The sequence below is a fragment of the Stenotrophomonas sp. NRRL B-14846 genome (assembly GCF_050473585.1).
Classification (GTDB): Bacteria; Pseudomonadota; Gammaproteobacteria; order Xanthomonadales; family Xanthomonadaceae; genus Stenotrophomonas.
On the sequence record NZ_JBFLUN010000022.1, the window covers coordinates 2,780,554 to 2,794,628 of the forward strand.

Annotated in this window: 19 protein-coding genes and 1 tRNA gene; 3 read left to right on the forward strand and 17 right to left on the reverse strand. The window is 67.0% G+C overall.

Annotation, left to right across the window (positions count from 1 at the left end):
- Window positions 1-48: 48 nt before the first annotated feature.
- The 6 genes from AB1281_RS15050 to AB1281_RS15075 form a co-directional block, all read right to left on the reverse strand.
- Window positions 49-912 (reverse strand): alpha/beta hydrolase, encoded by an 864-nt coding sequence (locus AB1281_RS15050; RefSeq protein ID WP_430346288.1) that lies wholly within the window; start codon window positions 910-912, stop codon window positions 49-51.
- A gap of 49 nt (window positions 913-961) precedes the next feature.
- Window positions 962-1,405 carry a lysozyme gene (locus AB1281_RS15055; protein ID WP_430346289.1) on the reverse strand — a complete coding sequence of 148 codons (444 nt, stop codon included), beginning with the start codon at window positions 1,403-1,405 and terminating at the stop codon, window positions 962-964.
- A 24-nt stretch (window positions 1,406-1,429) separates the two neighbouring features.
- The gene (locus AB1281_RS15060; RefSeq protein WP_430346290.1) at window positions 1,430-1,966 is read right to left on the reverse strand and encodes a glycoside hydrolase family protein; all 537 of its coding nucleotides are present in this window, start codon (window positions 1,964-1,966) and stop codon (window positions 1,430-1,432) included.
- On the reverse strand, window positions 1,963-2,160 hold the full coding sequence (locus AB1281_RS15065; protein WP_014038210.1) for a hypothetical protein: 198 nt from the start codon (window positions 2,158-2,160) through the stop codon (window positions 1,963-1,965). Before AB1281_RS15065 ends, AB1281_RS15060 begins: the two co-directional genes overlap by 4 nt.
- A gap of 125 nt (window positions 2,161-2,285) precedes the next feature.
- Window positions 2,286-2,714 (reverse strand): hypothetical protein, encoded by a 429-nt coding sequence (locus tag AB1281_RS15070; protein WP_430346291.1) that lies wholly within the window; start codon window positions 2,712-2,714, stop codon window positions 2,286-2,288.
- Window positions 2,704-2,964, reverse strand: a complete 261-nt coding sequence (locus tag AB1281_RS15075) for a YdaS family helix-turn-helix protein (protein WP_075676490.1) — start codon at window positions 2,962-2,964, stop codon at window positions 2,704-2,706. Before AB1281_RS15075 ends, AB1281_RS15070 begins: the two co-directional genes overlap by 11 nt.
- 85 nt (window positions 2,965-3,049) lie before the next feature.
- Here AB1281_RS15075 and AB1281_RS15080 point away from each other — a divergent pair, with 85 nt between their 5' ends.
- Window positions 3,050-3,556 (forward strand): hypothetical protein, encoded by a 507-nt coding sequence (locus AB1281_RS15080; protein WP_014038213.1) that lies wholly within the window; start codon window positions 3,050-3,052, stop codon window positions 3,554-3,556.
- An 88-nt stretch (window positions 3,557-3,644) separates the two neighbouring features.
- Window positions 3,645-3,878 carry a hypothetical protein gene (locus AB1281_RS15085; RefSeq protein ID WP_032958956.1) on the forward strand — a complete coding sequence of 78 codons (234 nt, stop codon included), beginning with the start codon at window positions 3,645-3,647 and terminating at the stop codon, window positions 3,876-3,878.
- A 311-nt stretch (window positions 3,879-4,189) separates the two neighbouring features.
- On the opposite strand, the gene AB1281_RS15090 is transcribed toward AB1281_RS15085, so the two are convergent.
- Window positions 4,190-4,265: transfer RNA gene (locus AB1281_RS15090), tRNA-Lys, on the reverse strand.
- A gap of 178 nt (window positions 4,266-4,443) precedes the next feature.
- Between AB1281_RS15090 and AB1281_RS15095 the strand changes: the two genes are divergently transcribed.
- Window positions 4,444-5,400 (forward strand): DUF2268 domain-containing putative Zn-dependent protease, encoded by a 957-nt coding sequence (locus AB1281_RS15095; protein WP_430346292.1) that lies wholly within the window; start codon window positions 4,444-4,446, stop codon window positions 5,398-5,400.
- A gap of 90 nt (window positions 5,401-5,490) precedes the next feature.
- On the opposite strand, the gene queC is transcribed toward AB1281_RS15095, so the two are convergent.
- The 10 genes from queC to ruvB all read right to left on the reverse strand — a co-directional run bounded on the left by queC (window position 5,491) and on the right by ruvB (window position 13,991).
- Entirely contained in the window at window positions 5,491-6,156 is a 666-nt protein-coding gene (gene queC, locus AB1281_RS15100) for a 7-cyano-7-deazaguanine synthase QueC (protein ID WP_014038216.1), read from the reverse strand.
- Between the two features lie 78 nt (window positions 6,157-6,234).
- A complete protein-coding gene (gene queE / locus AB1281_RS15105) occupies window positions 6,235-6,936 on the reverse strand; it encodes a 7-carboxy-7-deazaguanine synthase QueE (RefSeq protein ID WP_014038217.1) in 702 nt (233 codons plus the stop codon).
- 300 nt (window positions 6,937-7,236) lie between these two features.
- Window positions 7,237-8,055, reverse strand: coding sequence for a tol-pal system protein YbgF (gene ybgF, locus AB1281_RS15110; protein WP_430346293.1), 819 nt, complete (start codon window positions 8,053-8,055; stop codon window positions 7,237-7,239).
- Window positions 8,056-8,058: 3 nt separating this feature from the next.
- Window positions 8,059-8,577 (reverse strand): peptidoglycan-associated lipoprotein Pal, encoded by a 519-nt coding sequence (gene pal, locus AB1281_RS15115; protein ID WP_005410748.1) that lies wholly within the window; start codon window positions 8,575-8,577, stop codon window positions 8,059-8,061.
- 64 nt (window positions 8,578-8,641) lie between these two features.
- Window positions 8,642-9,961, reverse strand: a complete 1,320-nt coding sequence (gene tolB / locus AB1281_RS15120; RefSeq protein ID WP_014038220.1) for a Tol-Pal system beta propeller repeat protein TolB — start codon at window positions 9,959-9,961, stop codon at window positions 8,642-8,644.
- 283 nt (window positions 9,962-10,244) lie between these two features.
- On the reverse strand, window positions 10,245-11,297 hold the full coding sequence (gene tolA, locus AB1281_RS15125; protein ID WP_075676472.1) for a cell envelope integrity protein TolA: 1,053 nt from the start codon (window positions 11,295-11,297) through the stop codon (window positions 10,245-10,247).
- A complete protein-coding gene (gene tolR, locus AB1281_RS15130) occupies window positions 11,287-11,715 on the reverse strand; it encodes a protein TolR (protein WP_006438804.1) in 429 nt (142 codons plus the stop codon). Before tolR ends, tolA begins: the two co-directional genes overlap by 11 nt.
- Window positions 11,716-11,739: 24 nt before the next feature.
- Window positions 11,740-12,519 (reverse strand): protein TolQ, encoded by a 780-nt coding sequence (gene tolQ / locus AB1281_RS15135; protein WP_006438802.1) that lies wholly within the window; start codon window positions 12,517-12,519, stop codon window positions 11,740-11,742.
- A 10-nt stretch (window positions 12,520-12,529) separates the two neighbouring features.
- The gene (gene ybgC / locus AB1281_RS15140; protein ID WP_014038222.1) at window positions 12,530-12,961 is read right to left on the reverse strand and encodes a tol-pal system-associated acyl-CoA thioesterase; all 432 of its coding nucleotides are present in this window, start codon (window positions 12,959-12,961) and stop codon (window positions 12,530-12,532) included.
- Window positions 12,951-13,991 carry a Holliday junction branch migration DNA helicase RuvB gene (gene ruvB / locus AB1281_RS15145; protein ID WP_014038223.1) on the reverse strand — a complete coding sequence of 347 codons (1,041 nt, stop codon included), beginning with the start codon at window positions 13,989-13,991 and terminating at the stop codon, window positions 12,951-12,953. The genes ybgC and ruvB overlap by 11 nt, the downstream gene beginning before the upstream one ends.
- Window positions 13,992-14,075: the final 84 nt, after the last annotated feature.

Here is a 14,075-nt window from a genome sequence, read left to right on the forward strand (position 1 = left end):
CGTCGCTACCGCATCCTCACACGTCGCGCGGCGCCGCGCCACGCGCGGTCAGGGCGAGGCCGACGGTGGTGCCGGGAACAGCGTGCGCAATGCCTGCATTGCGGCCGGGTGATAGATGGTCGCGTGCGTTTCCTCCGGCAGCGGCAGGTACTTCACCAGTGGCGACGGCGAGGCCTGCTGCAGCAGCGCAGCCAGTCGTGCCGTGGAGGCGGCCAGTTCCGGCTGCCCGCTGCTGGCCAGGAACACGTGCGGCTGTGTACGCGTCACCGCCGGTAGCTGCTTGGCCGCCCCGGCCAGCATCGCGCCACGGTTCCACCACAGGCTGGGGTCCAGCGCGATATAGCTGTTGAACAGCGTCGGCTCCTGCAGCAACGTCTCGACCACGAACAGGCCGGCCAGCGACTCACCGATCAGCGCGCGCTCGTCGGTGGTCGGGTAGCGCTGGCGTACCTGCGGCATCAGTTCATCGCGCAGGAAGCTGCGGTAGGCCGCCGAGCCACCGATGCGCGGCGCGATCTTCTGGTCCTGCGGGTCGCTGCTGGGGCCGGTCATGTCGCGGCGGCGCTCGGTGTTCTCGATGCCGACCAGCAGGAACGGACGCATGCTGCCATTACCGGTCAGCACCTGCACCAGCCCTGCCACATGCAGGAAGTCCTCGCCGATACCGCCATCGGCCATGTACAGCACCGGCAGCGGCGCCTTCGGGTCCAGGCCCCAGGGCTGCGGTCGATAGACATTGATACGGCGGGTCTCGCCCAGCACCTTCGACTGCACGGTGAAGGTCTCCCCGATCACCAGTGGTGCGGCCACAGCGGACGATGCCGGCGGCGCTGCCTGCGCGGCGGGGACAGCGCCAAGGCCCGGCCCTGCGGTGGCCAGCAGGATCAGGGCGGAGAGAGCGACGACGCGCATGCGAACTTCCATTTTCGAGAGGACGGCCAGCATAACTGCACCGGTGCCCTCAACGGCGATCCAGCTCGATCACGGCCTGGCACGCGCGGAGCTGGTCGTCGGCATCGCGTCCGATTCGAACAAGCGCTGCCGCAGCCTCTGCTCGTAACTGGGCGCCCGCATCACGTTCGCCGGTGCGGGCGGCGGCTTCGGACAGACGGCCGGTGTGGCACGCGGCGAGGTCGTCGCGCAGGCGGAGAGTGCCAGCACGCAGGGCAGCCACCACGTCGGCATCCACCGCCGCCGCGCGCTCACGATCATGTTCATGTTGTTCCCCCAGTGAGGCCATCGCCTCGCTCCGTTCTTCCTGTTCCCGGCGCAACCGCTGTTCGGACAGCACCGCGCCCGCGTGACGTGCCGCATCGGCCCGCACCATCGCCAGATCACTGCGATCAGCGCGCCAGCGCCAGCCGGCCACGAACATCAGCAGCGACCACAGCAGCAGCGACGCCATCACCATCAACATGCGTGGCATATGTCACTGCTCCGCCAGGCAACGCGCATGGCGCTGCTGCTGGCGCTCCCACACGCCCCAGCACACGGTGTTGGGACGGCCATCGATGCGGGCCGAACAGTCGTAGCCCCCTGCCCGCTTCCACAGCAGCAACGCATCACAGGCCTGGCGATACTCACCCTGCAGCAGATGCCGGCGCATCGACGACGTGCGCCAGTTGCCGATGCCGTACTGGTAGAGGAAGTCGACATAGACGTCGTACTCGCCCTGGCTGAGCGCCACGCCGGGCAGCGACGCGCGGAACTGCCCTTCCTCCCTGGCCAGGTGGGCCTGCACGGTATGCAGCGCGCGTACCGGCGTGGTGCGGTCGCCCATCCTCACCGGGGTGCCATCCTCGCGAACGGTCGAGCCGAAACCATAGGTTGGACGGTCATTGCGCGTGGGTACTACTGCAGCGTCGGTGTATCCCTCGCGGTCAACGATGGCGATCAGGCCCGCAGCACTCAGCGCAAGCGCGGCGACCAGGCTGCGTACCGGCAATGTGCTGCCGGGCCGGCTCATTCGCGCTCCCTGCGGCGCCATTCGCGCAGCCAGCGCCAGCCCAGATAGGCAATCTGCGCCGCCAGGTAGATGATGGTGAGGACAACGACCAGGCGGTCCAGGGTGATGCCGGCTGCAAGCGCACCGGCGACGGTGACCGGCGGCGCCGACTTGATGGCCGCCGCGCCGGCCGTACTGATGATTTCTTCTTTCATGATGGGTCCTGGAGGGAATGCAGGCCGCGTCGCATCGACATGGCCCGAAGAGATGCCCGCCCCGCTGCCGGCTCGGCACGAGGGTTGTTCCGGTCGGGAGGCGGGCGAAAGATCGGATCCGCCGCTCATGCGGCCTGGGCGATACCCTCCATCCAACCGCGCACGCGCTGGAAGCCAAGTTCGACCAGGTTGAGGTAATGCCGGTTGGATACCGGCCGCTGCCCGCTGTTGGCCAGCAGCAGATTCGCCGTTTCGAATCGTTCGACCTTGCGTCGGCCACGGCCGCAGTAGTAGCCGCGCAGCGCACAGGCCATCGCCACGTTGTCACGCGCGACCGCCGCGATGATGTCTTCGATCTGCTGCGCCAGCTGATCGGTTTCCAGAGGCTTGTAGCCCTGGGCCCGCCCCGGCATGTCACCACGATGCTCGATCAGCACCGCCAGCAGGTTGCGCGACTGGAAGCCGAGGTATTCGCAGTCGCGATGCAGCGCATATTCGCCGCCCCAGTGCTCCAGGCGGCTGCGGACATACTCACCGAACGTATCAAGCTGCATGGGGGGCTTCTCCTTTGAGGGACGACGGGGCCGGACCGAACACATCCGGGCGCAGGGATTCGCGGCGCACGGCGCCCGCAGTGGCCAGCTCGATGCGCCGGCACAGTCGCGCGCCGGGCAGCTTGTGGCCGCGGGCGATCAGGTAGAGGGTCCGCAGCGCGCAACCGGTCTGGTGGGCCAGGCGGCGCATGACGGGGCAGCTGGGGGTGCCGTAGCCCCCTTGGGAGATGGCGTAGTCGATGAGGTTCATGGCCCACACATTACCGCCAAGGTAATGCGCAGTCAATACCGTTTTGGTCATTTGCTGGATTGGTAATGCAGCGCACCATCTACAGATGGACGCCAGTACCGCTCGCACCCTCAACATGCGCCTCCGCGTGGCCGCCGCTGGCGGCCCGGCCGAATGGGCCCGCCTGTTCGGTGGCACCCGCTGGGCGCAGCCCCAGGTCAGCCAGTGGATTTCCGAGAGCAACCCGAAGAGCATCGGCCATCGTCTTGCGCGCGATCTTGAATCAGTGATGCAGCTTCCGCATGGAACGCTGGATCGCGTCGATCAGGACGGAGACGTGTCGCTTCAGTCTCAATCTACGGGACTGGATTTCGCGAAAATGAGCGCTGCGGTCAAGGTGCTTTCGCACTACCTGGAGCTGGTCGGCGATCCACCGGAATGGATCTACGATCCCGTGCTGCTGGAGACCGCATTCATGGTCGTGGACGAGTTCGGTCAGCCCTCTGCGCCGGACAATGTGCTCGACCTGACGAAGCTTCTGGCAAGACGGATCAGGGAGGCAAAGGATGACTCACACGCGACTCGAGGAGCTCGCACAGCGGTTGGCCGCTAGGACCCAGGAACTGCGCGGCGAGCGCACCCCGGCCCCGGCACTGCGGGTGGTGGCGGGAGACGCACATGTGGTTCGCGGGGAGAGGCGCATGGACGCGATCATGCGCGAGTGGCATTGCCGCATGATCCGCAACGTACGCCGGCGCTGGGGCGAGCCCATGCAGCATGTGATCGACCAGGCCTGTTGCGGTGTGGTCAACATCGAGCAGCTCGCCGACGACGCACTGATCCAGTTGCACAAGGACATGGAACGCGCGGAGGAGTGCATCCGGGAGGGTATTTCCTTCCACGACGCCGGGCTGCTGCGCGCGCATTACGGCTGACGGCGGCCCTGACCGGCCGGCAACGGTCGGCTTAGGCCACGCATTCATTACCAAAAGTTACCTAAACATTACCATTTGGGCAAGGAGATTGACGCAGACGGCATGGCGCCAGCAGTGATGGGAGCGCGCGCAAAGCGCCCCTTTCCCGCGACTGCCGACCTGATGCCGCACGCTGCCAGCGGGTCGGTACCCGGGAGCCTATGGCACCTGCAGCACTGCTTCGTTGCTGCGGCACGTCCGTGCATTGCAGACGTGCTTTCGAGGAGGCAATAAAAAAAGGCGCCCCATGGGCGCCTTGATCATCACTGCAATGGTGGGCCGTGAAGGATTCGAACCTTCGACCAAAAGATTAAAAGTCTTCTGCTCTACCGACTGAGCTAACGGCCCGATGCATTGCCCCGGCCTTTCGGCGGGGTCCGCATTCTACCCTACTTTGCTGGGTCGCGCGAAACCACGGTGTGTCGAAGCTGCCGGCCAGCGCCCGGCACTACCCGATCGGACCAGCCCGCTTAAACCTTCCGGCCGCTCTACGCATCCCATCAGCGATCCCACCGCGGAACTTCGGATGCGTCTGCCCTTCAACCTGCTCGCCGTCCTGCTGTTGCCCTGCAGCGCTCTGGCCGCCCCGTCCCAGGTCGTCACTGACGACATCGCCCGCTTCTGGGCCACCTATGACGCGGTGCGCGCCGAACCCGATGCAGCCCAACAGGTGGCCCTGGTGCAGCAGCGCTACATCGATCCGGGCAGCCCGGGACTGCATGCACTGATGCAGGTCCGCAACTACACCGCCCGCGAATACGCCGAGGCCATGCGCGCCTGGCCACGCTTCTGGTCTTCGGTACGCCCGTTGACCGCCAACGCGCAGCAGGCCAGCGCTACATTGGAGCGGGACCTGGCCGCCTTCCGCACGCTCTACCCTGCCCTGCGCGCGGCCACCATCACCTACGCGGTCGGCGTGCTGCGTACCGGCGGCACCACGCTGGGCGACAAGGTGCTGATCGGGGCGGAGATGGCGCTGGGCGACGAGCGTGTGGACGTGAGCGAGCTGCCCGAGCCGATGCGCAGCCGGCTGCGGATCTTCTACGACAGCCGACCCGGTGCGAACAACGCGCAGAACAACCTGCACGAGTACGTGCATACCCAGCAGCGCGAGACCACCGGCAACCTGGCCCAGTACGCGGTGCGCGAAGGCGTGGCCGAGTACGTGGCAGAGCGCATCAGCGGGCGTCGGCCGGCGCTGCCGTTCTACACGTACGGTGCAACCCACGAGGCGGGGATCCGCGCGCGCTTCATCGCCGAGATGGACGGTGATGATCTGGACAACTGGCTCTACAACAGCGCCCGTAATCCATTCGGTGTCAGTGATGTGGGCTACTACGCCGGCTATCGCATCGCGCAGGAGTACATGCGCCGGCAGTCGGACGAGAAGGCGGGTATCGCGCGGATGATCGAGCTGGATTATGCCGATCCGGAGGCGGTGCGGGCGTTCATCGAGACGTCGGGGTGGTTGCAGGCCCGGTAGGTCAAGGAGTGCGAACCAACGGTTCGCACCCACCGGGAGAGCAATTCGCACCCACGGGAATGCCGGCCAGCGGCCGGCTCCACCGCATGGTCAGGCGTACAGCGTCGGGTCGGCGACGCCGGCCTCGGCGAAGCCCTGCGCGCGCAGGCGGCAGGCGTCGCAGTGGCCGCAGGCGGCGCCGTTGGCGTCGGCGTTGTAGCAGGACACGGTCAGGCCGAAGTCCACGCCCAGGCGCACGCCTTCGCTGACGATCTGGCCCTTGCTGAGGAACTGCAGCGGTGCGTGCACCTTGATGCCCGCACCCTCCACGCCCGACTTGGTGGCCAGGTTGGCCAGCGCCTGGAACGCCGCCACGAACTCGGGGCGGCAGTCCGGGTAGCCGGAATAGTCCACGGCGTTGACGCCGCAGAAGATGTCGTTGGCGCCGAGCACTTCGGCCCAGCCCAGGGCCAGCGACAGCATGATGGTGTTGCGTGCCGGCACGTAGGTGACCGGGATGCCGGCACCGCCGGCCTCGGGCACGTCGATGTCGTCGGTCAGCGCCGAGCCACCAATGCTGCGCAGGTCCACGTCCACGGTCTTGTGCGCGACCACGCCCTGGGCCTTCGCCACGCGGGCGGCGGCATCCAGTTCGGAGGTATGGCGCTGGCCATAGCGCACGCTCAGGGCATGCACGGCAAATCCCTGTTCCTGGGCCATGGCGATGACGGCGGCTGAATCCATGCCGCCGGAGAGAAGCACGACTGCCTTCTTCATGGGAAAAACATCCGGTTGGGAGGGGAAAGCCAGCACGCTGTCCCGCGCCGGAGCTACATCAGGGAACGCTGCGCGGGCTCATCGGCCCGGCTCGTCGTTCCACAGGATTTTATGCAACTGCATCTGGAAGCGCACCGGCAGCCGGTCTTCGACGATCCAGTCGGCCAGCTGCCGCGCGGTGATCTCGCCCTTGCTCGGCGAGAAGAACACGGTGCAGCGCTTCACCAGGCCGTGCTCGGCGACCATGGCCTTGGCCCAGTCGTAATCCTCACGGTTGCAGATGACGAACTTGATCTGGTCGCGTGCGGTCAGCAGCGGCAGGTTTTCCAGGCGGTTGCGGGCGGCTTCGGCCGAGCCTGGCGTCTTGATGTCGACCACACGCGACACGCGCGGGTCCACCGCGCTGACGTCCAGCGCGCCGGAGGTTTCCAGCGAGACGTCCATGCCGGCGTCGCACAGTTTCTGCAGCAGCACCAGGCAACGCTTCTGTGCCAGCGGCTCGCCACCGGTCACGCAGACGTGGCGCACGCCCTGGGCCAGCACCTCGGCCACGATGTCGTCGATATCCCACCAGGTGCCGCCGTGGAAGGCATAGGCGGTGTCGCAGTACTGGCAGCGCAGCGGGCAGCCAGTCAGGCGCACGAACACGGTCGGCCAGCCGGCGGTATCGGCTTCGCCCTGCAGCGAGGTGAAGATCTCGGTGATCTTCAGGCGTGGCAGGGGCGACTGCACGATCTCACTGGGCGTGGCGGCGGCGCTGGACGGGGTAACGGCGGTCATGGCGGGTACTTCTTGGAGGGACACGTGGCGGGGGAGCTACCGTGGCCGGTAACGAAAGCAGCCGAGCATGGCTCGGCTCTACAACAGCAACCGGGCGGGTGAACCCATCCGGTAACGAAAGCAGCCGAGCATGGCCCGGCGCTGCAACAGCAGCCGGTCGGGTGCGGCCCAGCCGGTAATGCGAGCCGTCGGGCATGGCCCGGCGCTGCCGGATCCGGGCGGGTTTGCCGAGCCGGAAACGAAAGCAGCCGAGCGTGGGCTCGGCTCTACAGGACATGTATTGTACGCCCGGTCAGCGGATCAGCGGATCTGCTTGCCGAGGCGGATCGACTGCAGGCGGTCCTGCGCGGTGCGCGCGGCGTCCGAGCCGGGGTACTGCGCCACGACGGACTCCAGCGTCTGCTGGGCCTGGTCGACCTTGCCCTCGCCATACTGCGAGAGGCCGACCTTGAGCAGGCCGCCTGCGGCCTTGTCGTGGGTCGGATAGCGCGAGAGCAGTTCACGGAACTGGGTCTCGGCCATCGGGAAATTGCGGGTGGCGTAGTAGCTCTCGCCCAGCCAGTACAGCGCGTTCGGCGCGTAGACGCCGTTCGGGTACAGCTGCAGGAAGCTCAGGAACAACTGCGCCGAATCATCGTACTTGCCGGCCTTCAGCGATTCGAAGGCGACGTTGTAGGAGGTGCGCTCGTCGCCGGTGGCGGCAAGGCTGCCGGCATCACCATGGACGGAAGGCGGCCGCTCGGAAGTGGCCGCCGCTGCGGGTTTTGCCGGGGCCGGGGCGGCCTTCGGCGCGCTCGCCGGAACAGGCGGCAGGGCCGGGGCGGCATTACCCCCTTCCAACCGGTTCAGGCGGCTGTCCAGATCCAGGTACTGGTCCTGGGCGGACTGCTTGAGCTGGGCGTTATCGTGCTGCAACTGCTCGATCGAGGCCTGCAGGCTGGTGACCTGCTGCCGCAGCTGATTGATCTGGTTCAACAGGTCCTGGTTGGCACTGTTGTTGTACATCTGCTGCTCGAGCGCGCCAACACGGTCGGCCAGGCTCTGTCGCTGTGCATGCGCCGGTGCGGCAGCCACGAGGGCTGCCGCAACGACCAGCATCAATTTGATGCCAATGCGCATGGATTACTGCGCGGTGTAGACGATTTCGACGCGACGGTTCTGCGACCAGCAGGACTCGTTCGACTCGGTGCAGACCGGACGCTCTTCACCGTAGGACACGACGGTCAGCTGCGAAGCCGAGCCACCGTTGGCCTGCAGGGCCGAGTTGACGCCGTTGCCACGACGCTCACCCAGGGCCTGGTTGTACGCGCGCGAACCGCGCTCGTCGGTGTGGCCCTGCAGGGTGATGCGCGAGGACGGACGGTCACGCAGGTACTTGGCGTGGCAAGCCATGATGGCCTGGAATTCCGGCTTCACGTCTTCCTTGTCCAGGTCGAAGTAGACAACGCGCTGGCGCAGGCAAGCGTCGGTGTCCAGGTCGCCCGGGCCGTACAGGCCCGAGGTCGACGGACCGGTCGGGGTGGTGGTCGAGGTGCCGGTGTCAACCGGGGCTGCCGGCTCTTCCTTCACCTTCTTCGAGCAACCGGCCAGGACGGCCACAGACAGCAGGGAAACAAGCAGAACGCGGGTGGACTTGTTCATGGCGATACCTTTGTGGCTCCTAGGCCGATGAGGGGTTCAAGACAGCGAAAATATTAACACTCTTTTAGCGCTGGGTACGGTATGGGGACCATGCCGGTTCGCGCACATCTCCGTCAGCCAGAACCAACCGCTGGCGCACGCGCGCATCGGCGGAAACGGCGTACAGCACACCACGGCCACCCTCGCGGGCGGCGTACAACACCATGCTTGCGTTGGGCGCAAAGCTCGGAGATTCATCCAGCGAACCCGGGGACAGCGTGCTCCAGCGGGGCGAACCCAGCGAGCTGTCCATCATCGCGATCTTGTAGCTGTTGCCCGAGCCCTGCGCGACGGCGATCTTCTTGCCGTCGTAGGACACCGAGGGCTTGGCATTGTAGTTGCCCTGGAAGGTCACGCGCTCGGCGCTGCCGCCACCTGCACCGACCTTGTAGACCTGCGGACGGCCGCCACGGTCGGAGGTGAAGTACACCGCGCTGCCGTCCGGCGCCCAGGTCGGCTCGGTATCGATGGCGAAGTGGTTGGTCAGCTGGGTCAGCTGCTTGCTGCCCAGGTCCATCACGTAGATTTCCGGGTTGCCCGAACGCGACAGGGTCAGGGCCAGCTTGCGGCCATCCGGCGAGAACGCCGGGGCGCTGTTGATGCCGCGGAAGCTGGTGACCAGCTCGCGCGCGCCGGTGCCGATGTTCTGGATGTAGATCGCCGAATTGCCACGCTCGAAGCTGACGTAGGCCAGCTTGCTGCCATCCGGGCTCCACGACGGCGACAGCAGCGGCTCGGCCGAACGCACGATGGTCTGCGGGTTGTAGCCGTCGGAGTCGGCCACCATCAGCGCATAGCGCATGGCGTCGCCCTTGCCGCTGGCGGTCACGTAGGCGATGCGGGTCCAGAAGGCGCCGCGCACACCGGTGATCTTCTCGTAGATGGCGTCGGCCATCTGGTGGGCAACGTCGCGCATGGCGTTGCCACGGGCGGTCATCGCCAGGCCCAGCAGGCGCTCGCCCTTGGGCACGTCGAACAGTTCGTACTCGACGCGATAGGCGCCGGCACCGGCGTCGAGCACGCGGCCGACCACAATGTAGTTCTGCTTCAGCGCGCGCCAGGTGGCGAACTGGATGTCACCGCCACGCACGGGCTTCTCGACGATCTGCGCTTCCGGCAGCGTGCGGAACTGGCCCGAGCGCTCCAGGTCGGCGCGGACCACGCCGGCGACGTCGGTCTGCGGAGCGGCCGACGAACCCTGGTAGGGCATCGGCACGATGGTGATCGGCAGGGCGGAGGCATTGCCGCCGATGATGTCGATATCCAGCCCCTTCTGCTGCGCGACGGCAGCAAAGGGCAGCAACAGGGCCGCAAACACGGCAAGCCAGCGAGGCATCTTTTTCATGGAGCGCTCAATAGGGGGAAACCGGAACGAGGGATAACAAAGCGGGAGTGAACCGCTTCGCAATCATGAACCAAGGGTACGTGAATTCCGGGTCAGTTCCAGCCCGTCCTCTCACGCACCGTTAACGTCGTGGCTAACATCGCACCGTCTGCCCCGGTCACGCCGCCCTGCAGGACGGTGTTCGACAGCAGCCCACAGCCTGCCCGGTCGAAACCGAGCGCACCAGAGGCAAGCGCGACAGCCGTGGGCGCGGGCGGCCTGATGACCGCCCTGCCCCGCTCGATCAATCCTGCGCGGTAAAGGTCAGGTTGAGCGTGCGGTTGAACACCGACTCGAAGCCCCGGTATGGCAGCGGCTGGGCGTTGAGCACGGCGGCCTCGATCGAGCGCTTGCCGGCCTCGTCATAGGGGCAGTTCGCGCCGACCTTGGCCTGCAACACCTGTCCACCCGGGATCTGGGTGATGGTCACCTGGCACTTCTGCCCCAGCGGCACGCTGTCCGGGCGGGTCCAGGTGTCACGCACCTTGGCCTGGATCGCCGCAGCGTACTTGGCGGTCAGATCATCGCTGTTGCCACCCCCACCGGCGGCCGGCCGGGAGGCGCCAGTGGCACCGGCAGCCGCACTGCCGGCGGCATTGCGCGCGGCGGCGACCTGGCGCAGCTTCTGCTCGGCCAGCTTGGCTTCCTTCTCGGCCTGCTCGCGGCGGGCACGGATCTCGGCGATCTTCTTCTGCTTCTCGGCCTCGGCCTTGTCAGCGGCCACGCGCTCCTGCTCGGCCTGCTTCTTCTTCTCGTCCGCTTCCTGCTGCTTGGCCAGGCGCAGCTTCTGCTCCGCTTCTTCCTGGCGCTTGCGTTCGGTCAGGTCGATCTGCTCCTGGCGGCGCTTGGCTTCCTGTTCCTGCTTGGCCTTCTCCTGCGAGATGGCCAGCGCACTCACCGCTTCCTGGTCCTTGGTATCCGGCTGCGCGACACGCTCCTGCGCCTGTTGCTGCTGGGGCGTGGGGGCATCCTGCGGGCGCGGCTCGGGAATCGGCTGCGGCGGCGGGATGGTGTCTTCCGGCACCGGGATCGGCTCGGCAACCGGCGGCGGCAGGTCTTCCAGCTTCTCCGACTGGCGCAGGGCCTGGCGTGCGGCGGAGGCCTCGGACGCGGACAGCGCCAGGCTGGCCTCGACCGAGGGATCGCCGGCGGCGGCATCGGTGTTGCGCTCGGGCGACCAGAACCAGGCCACGATGAACACCAGCGCGACCAGCAGGTGCACCAGCAACGCCAGCGCCAGGGGCAGGCCCCAGCCGGGTTCGCGCTGATGCGGAGGTGGCAGGGCGTCAGCGTGCATCGGTGGCCAGGCCTACCTTGTCTACCTTGGCGCGCTTGATCACATCCATCGCGGCGATGACCTTTTCATAGGCCACGGCGCGGTCGGCGGCAACGATCACGCGCACGCCCTTGTCCTGGGCGGCGATGCCGGCCAGGCGGCCTTCCAGTTCCTCGGCCGACACGGCGGCCGGTTCCTTGGCGTCGGGCAGCTTCAGGCTGAGCTGGCCGTCCTGGCGCACCGAGACGATCACCGGGTCCTGCTTGCTCTCCAGCGCCTTGGCGTTGGACTGCGGCAGGTCGACGTCGAAGCTCAGGGTGAGCAGCGGTGCGGTGACCATGAAAATGATCAGCAGCACCAGCATGACGTCGATGTAGGGAACGACGTTGATTTCCGATTTCAGCTTGCGGCGCTTGCGGCGACCGATGGCAGCGGACATGGCTTGGACTCCCGGGTCAGGCGCTTACTCGTCGCCAGCGCTCTGGCGCTGCAGGATGGAGCTGAACTCTTCGGCGAAGGTCTCGAACCGCACCGACATGCGCTCCACGCGGGTGGTGAAGCGGTTGTAGGCCCACACCGCCGGGATCGCCACGAACAGGCCGATGGCGGTGGCGAACAGCGCTTCGGAGATGCCCGGCGCGACGGCGGCGATACCGGCCTGCGCACCGCTGCTGATCATGTCGTGCATGGTCACCATGATGCCGAACACGGTACCGACCAGGCCCACGTACGGCGCGGTCGAGCCGATGTTGGCCAGCAGCTCCAGGTTGCGCTCGAGCTGGTCCACTTCGCGAGTGTAGGTGGTGCGCATCGCGCGCTGCGCGCCTTCAAGCTGCGCACGACCGTCCAGCCGGCGCTTGTCGCGCAGGCGGGTGTATTCGCGGAAACCGGCTTCGAAGATGGCTTCCAGGCCGCCGACATTGCGGCTGCGGTCGGTGGCCGAGCTGTACAGCTTGCCCAGGTCGGCGCCGGACCAGAAGCGGTTCTCGAACTCGTCGGCTTCGCGGGTGGCCTGCTTGAACACGCGGGCCTTGCGGAAAATGATCACCCAGCTGACGAACGAGCCGACCAGCAGCAGCAGCACGATGATCTTCACCGGCAGGCTGGCCTTGGCCATCAGTTCGAGGTAGTTGATGCCGCCGCCGGTGGTGGCCTGGGCAAGGGTCTGTGTCGCGGCGTTGCTGACGTCGGCCGGCAGTGCCTCGGTGACCGTGGCCTGCAGGGCCAGGAGCGTTGCGATCATCCGTTGTTCCTCAGTGTTCGGATTCGGGGTGGAGGTGGGGTTGCAGCACGGCAAGGACGGCGTCGTCCATGCCACGCGGGCGGAAACTGGCCGCTTCCAGTGCGGCAATGCGGACCTGCGCCGACAGCAGCAGCTCGCCGTCGCGCAGGATCTGCTGGTCGAAGACCATGCTGGCCTTCTTCAGCTGGACCAGGCGGGCGCTCACCTGCAGGGTGTCATCCAGCCGTGCCGGCCTGATGAAATCCATCTGCATCGAGCGCACCGCGAAGACCATCCCGTGCTCGGCGCGCATGCGCTCCTGGCCGTAACCCAGCGCACGCATCCATTCGGTCCTGGCCCGTTCCATGAAGGCCACGTAGCGGGCGTGGTAGACCACGCCACCTGCGTCGGTATCTTCCCAGTAAATGCGTGTCGGCCAACTGAATCGGGGCTCAACCGACATCGGGAACCTCCGCGAACAGGTCCTGCGGCGGGTTTTTCGGCTTCAGGCCCATGTGCCGGTAGGCCTTGTGGGTGGCCATGCGGCCCCGCGCGGTGCGCACCAGGAAGCCCTGCTGGATCAGGTAGGGCTCGACCACGTCTTCCAGCGTGCCGCGCTCTTCGGACAGCGCCGCGGCCAGCGATTCGATGCCGACCGGGCCGCCGTCGAAGTAGTCGACCATGGTCTTGAGCAGGCGCCGGTCGAGCTCGTCGAAACCCTCCGGATCAACCTTGAGCATTTTCATCGCGGCCTGTGCCACGGCCTCGTCGATGTGGCCGCCCGCCTTCACCTGCGCATAATCGCGCACGCGGCGCAGCAGGCGGTTGGCGATACGCGGGGTGCCACGCGCGCGGCGCGCGATCTCGCCGGCGCCATCGGCGGTGCAGTCGATGCCGAGGATGGTGGCCGAGCGGCGCACGATCCGGGTCAGCTCTTCGACGCTGTAGAACTCCAGGCGCTGGACGATGCCGAAGCGGTCGCGCAGCGGCGCGGTCAGCAGGCCGGCGCGGGTGGTGGCGCCGATCAGGGTGAACGGCGGCAGGTCGATCTTGATCGAACGGGCCGCGGGACCTTCGCCGATCATGATGTCGATCTGGAAATCTTCCATCGCCGGGTACAGCACTTCCTCGACCACCGGCGACAGGCGGTGGATCTCGTCCACGAACAGCACGTCGTGCGGCTGCAGGTTGGTGAGCAGTGCGGCGAGGTCGCCGGCCTTCTCGATCACCGGGCCGGAGGTGACCCGCAGGGCCACGCCCAGTTCGTTGGCGATGACGTGGCTGAGGGTGGTCTTGCCCAGGCCGGGCGGGCCGAAGATCAGCACGTGGTCGAGCGCGTCGCCACGGGCCTTGGCCGCTTCGATGTAGATCTCCAGCTGCTCGCGCACCGGGGCCTGGCCGAGGTAGTCGGCCAAGCGCTTGGGGCGGATGCTGGCGTCGGCGGCGTCATCCTCGCGGGTGGCGCCGGCGCCGATGATGCGGTCGTCGGTCATGTGCTGATTATGCGGCAAAAGCGCGGCTTTCGGCCGGGCTGCGCCCGGCACCCGCAGAGGCAACGTCAACGTCAACGTCAAATG

Excerpts from the sequence above, each read along its gene's own strand:
- AB1281_RS15055 (WP_430346289.1), bottom strand. The coding sequence starts at position 1,405 with ATGGCGTCGCTGCTGCTGTGGTCGCTGCTGATGTTCGTGGCCGGCTGG.
- AB1281_RS15080 (WP_014038213.1), top strand. The coding sequence starts at position 3,050 with ATGGACGCCAGTACCGCTCGCACCCTCAACATGCGCCTCCGCGTGGCC.
- tolA (WP_075676472.1), bottom strand. The coding sequence starts at position 11,297 with ATGCACGCTGACGCCCTGCCACCTCCGCATCAGCGCGAACCCGGCTGG.
- AB1281_RS15085 (WP_032958956.1), top strand. The coding sequence starts at position 3,645 with ATGGACGCGATCATGCGCGAGTGGCATTGCCGCATGATCCGCAACGTA.
- queC (WP_014038216.1), bottom strand. The coding sequence starts at position 6,156 with ATGAAGAAGGCAGTCGTGCTTCTCTCCGGCGGCATGGATTCAGCCGCC.
- AB1281_RS15075 (WP_075676490.1), bottom strand. The coding sequence starts at position 2,964 with ATGAACCTCATCGACTACGCCATCTCCCAAGGGGGCTACGGCACCCCC.
- AB1281_RS15070 (WP_430346291.1), bottom strand. The coding sequence starts at position 2,714 with ATGCAGCTTGATACGTTCGGTGAGTATGTCCGCAGCCGCCTGGAGCAC.
- ybgF (WP_430346293.1), bottom strand. The coding sequence starts at position 8,055 with ATGCGCATTGGCATCAAATTGATGCTGGTCGTTGCGGCAGCCCTCGTG.
- AB1281_RS15050 (WP_430346288.1), bottom strand. The coding sequence starts at position 912 with ATGCGCGTCGTCGCTCTCTCCGCCCTGATCCTGCTGGCCACCGCAGGG.
- AB1281_RS15065 (WP_014038210.1), bottom strand. The coding sequence starts at position 2,160 with ATGAAAGAAGAAATCATCAGTACGGCCGGCGCGGCGGCCATCAAGTCG.
- queE (WP_014038217.1), bottom strand. The coding sequence starts at position 6,936 with ATGACCGCCGTTACCCCGTCCAGCGCCGCCGCCACGCCCAGTGAGATC.
- AB1281_RS15060 (WP_430346290.1), bottom strand. The coding sequence starts at position 1,966 with ATGAGCCGGCCCGGCAGCACATTGCCGGTACGCAGCCTGGTCGCCGCG.
- tolQ (WP_006438802.1), bottom strand. The coding sequence starts at position 12,519 with ATGATCGCAACGCTCCTGGCCCTGCAGGCCACGGTCACCGAGGCACTG.
- ybgC (WP_014038222.1), bottom strand. The coding sequence starts at position 12,961 with ATGTCGGTTGAGCCCCGATTCAGTTGGCCGACACGCATTTACTGGGAA.
- pal (WP_005410748.1), bottom strand. The coding sequence starts at position 8,577 with ATGAACAAGTCCACCCGCGTTCTGCTTGTTTCCCTGCTGTCTGTGGCC.
- tolR (WP_006438804.1), bottom strand. The coding sequence starts at position 11,715 with ATGTCCGCTGCCATCGGTCGCCGCAAGCGCCGCAAGCTGAAATCGGAA.
- tolB (WP_014038220.1), bottom strand. The coding sequence starts at position 9,961 with ATGAAAAAGATGCCTCGCTGGCTTGCCGTGTTTGCGGCCCTGTTGCTG.
- ruvB (WP_014038223.1), bottom strand. The coding sequence starts at position 13,991 with ATGACCGACGACCGCATCATCGGCGCCGGCGCCACCCGCGAGGATGAC.
- AB1281_RS15095 (WP_430346292.1), top strand. The coding sequence starts at position 4,444 with ATGCGTCTGCCCTTCAACCTGCTCGCCGTCCTGCTGTTGCCCTGCAGC.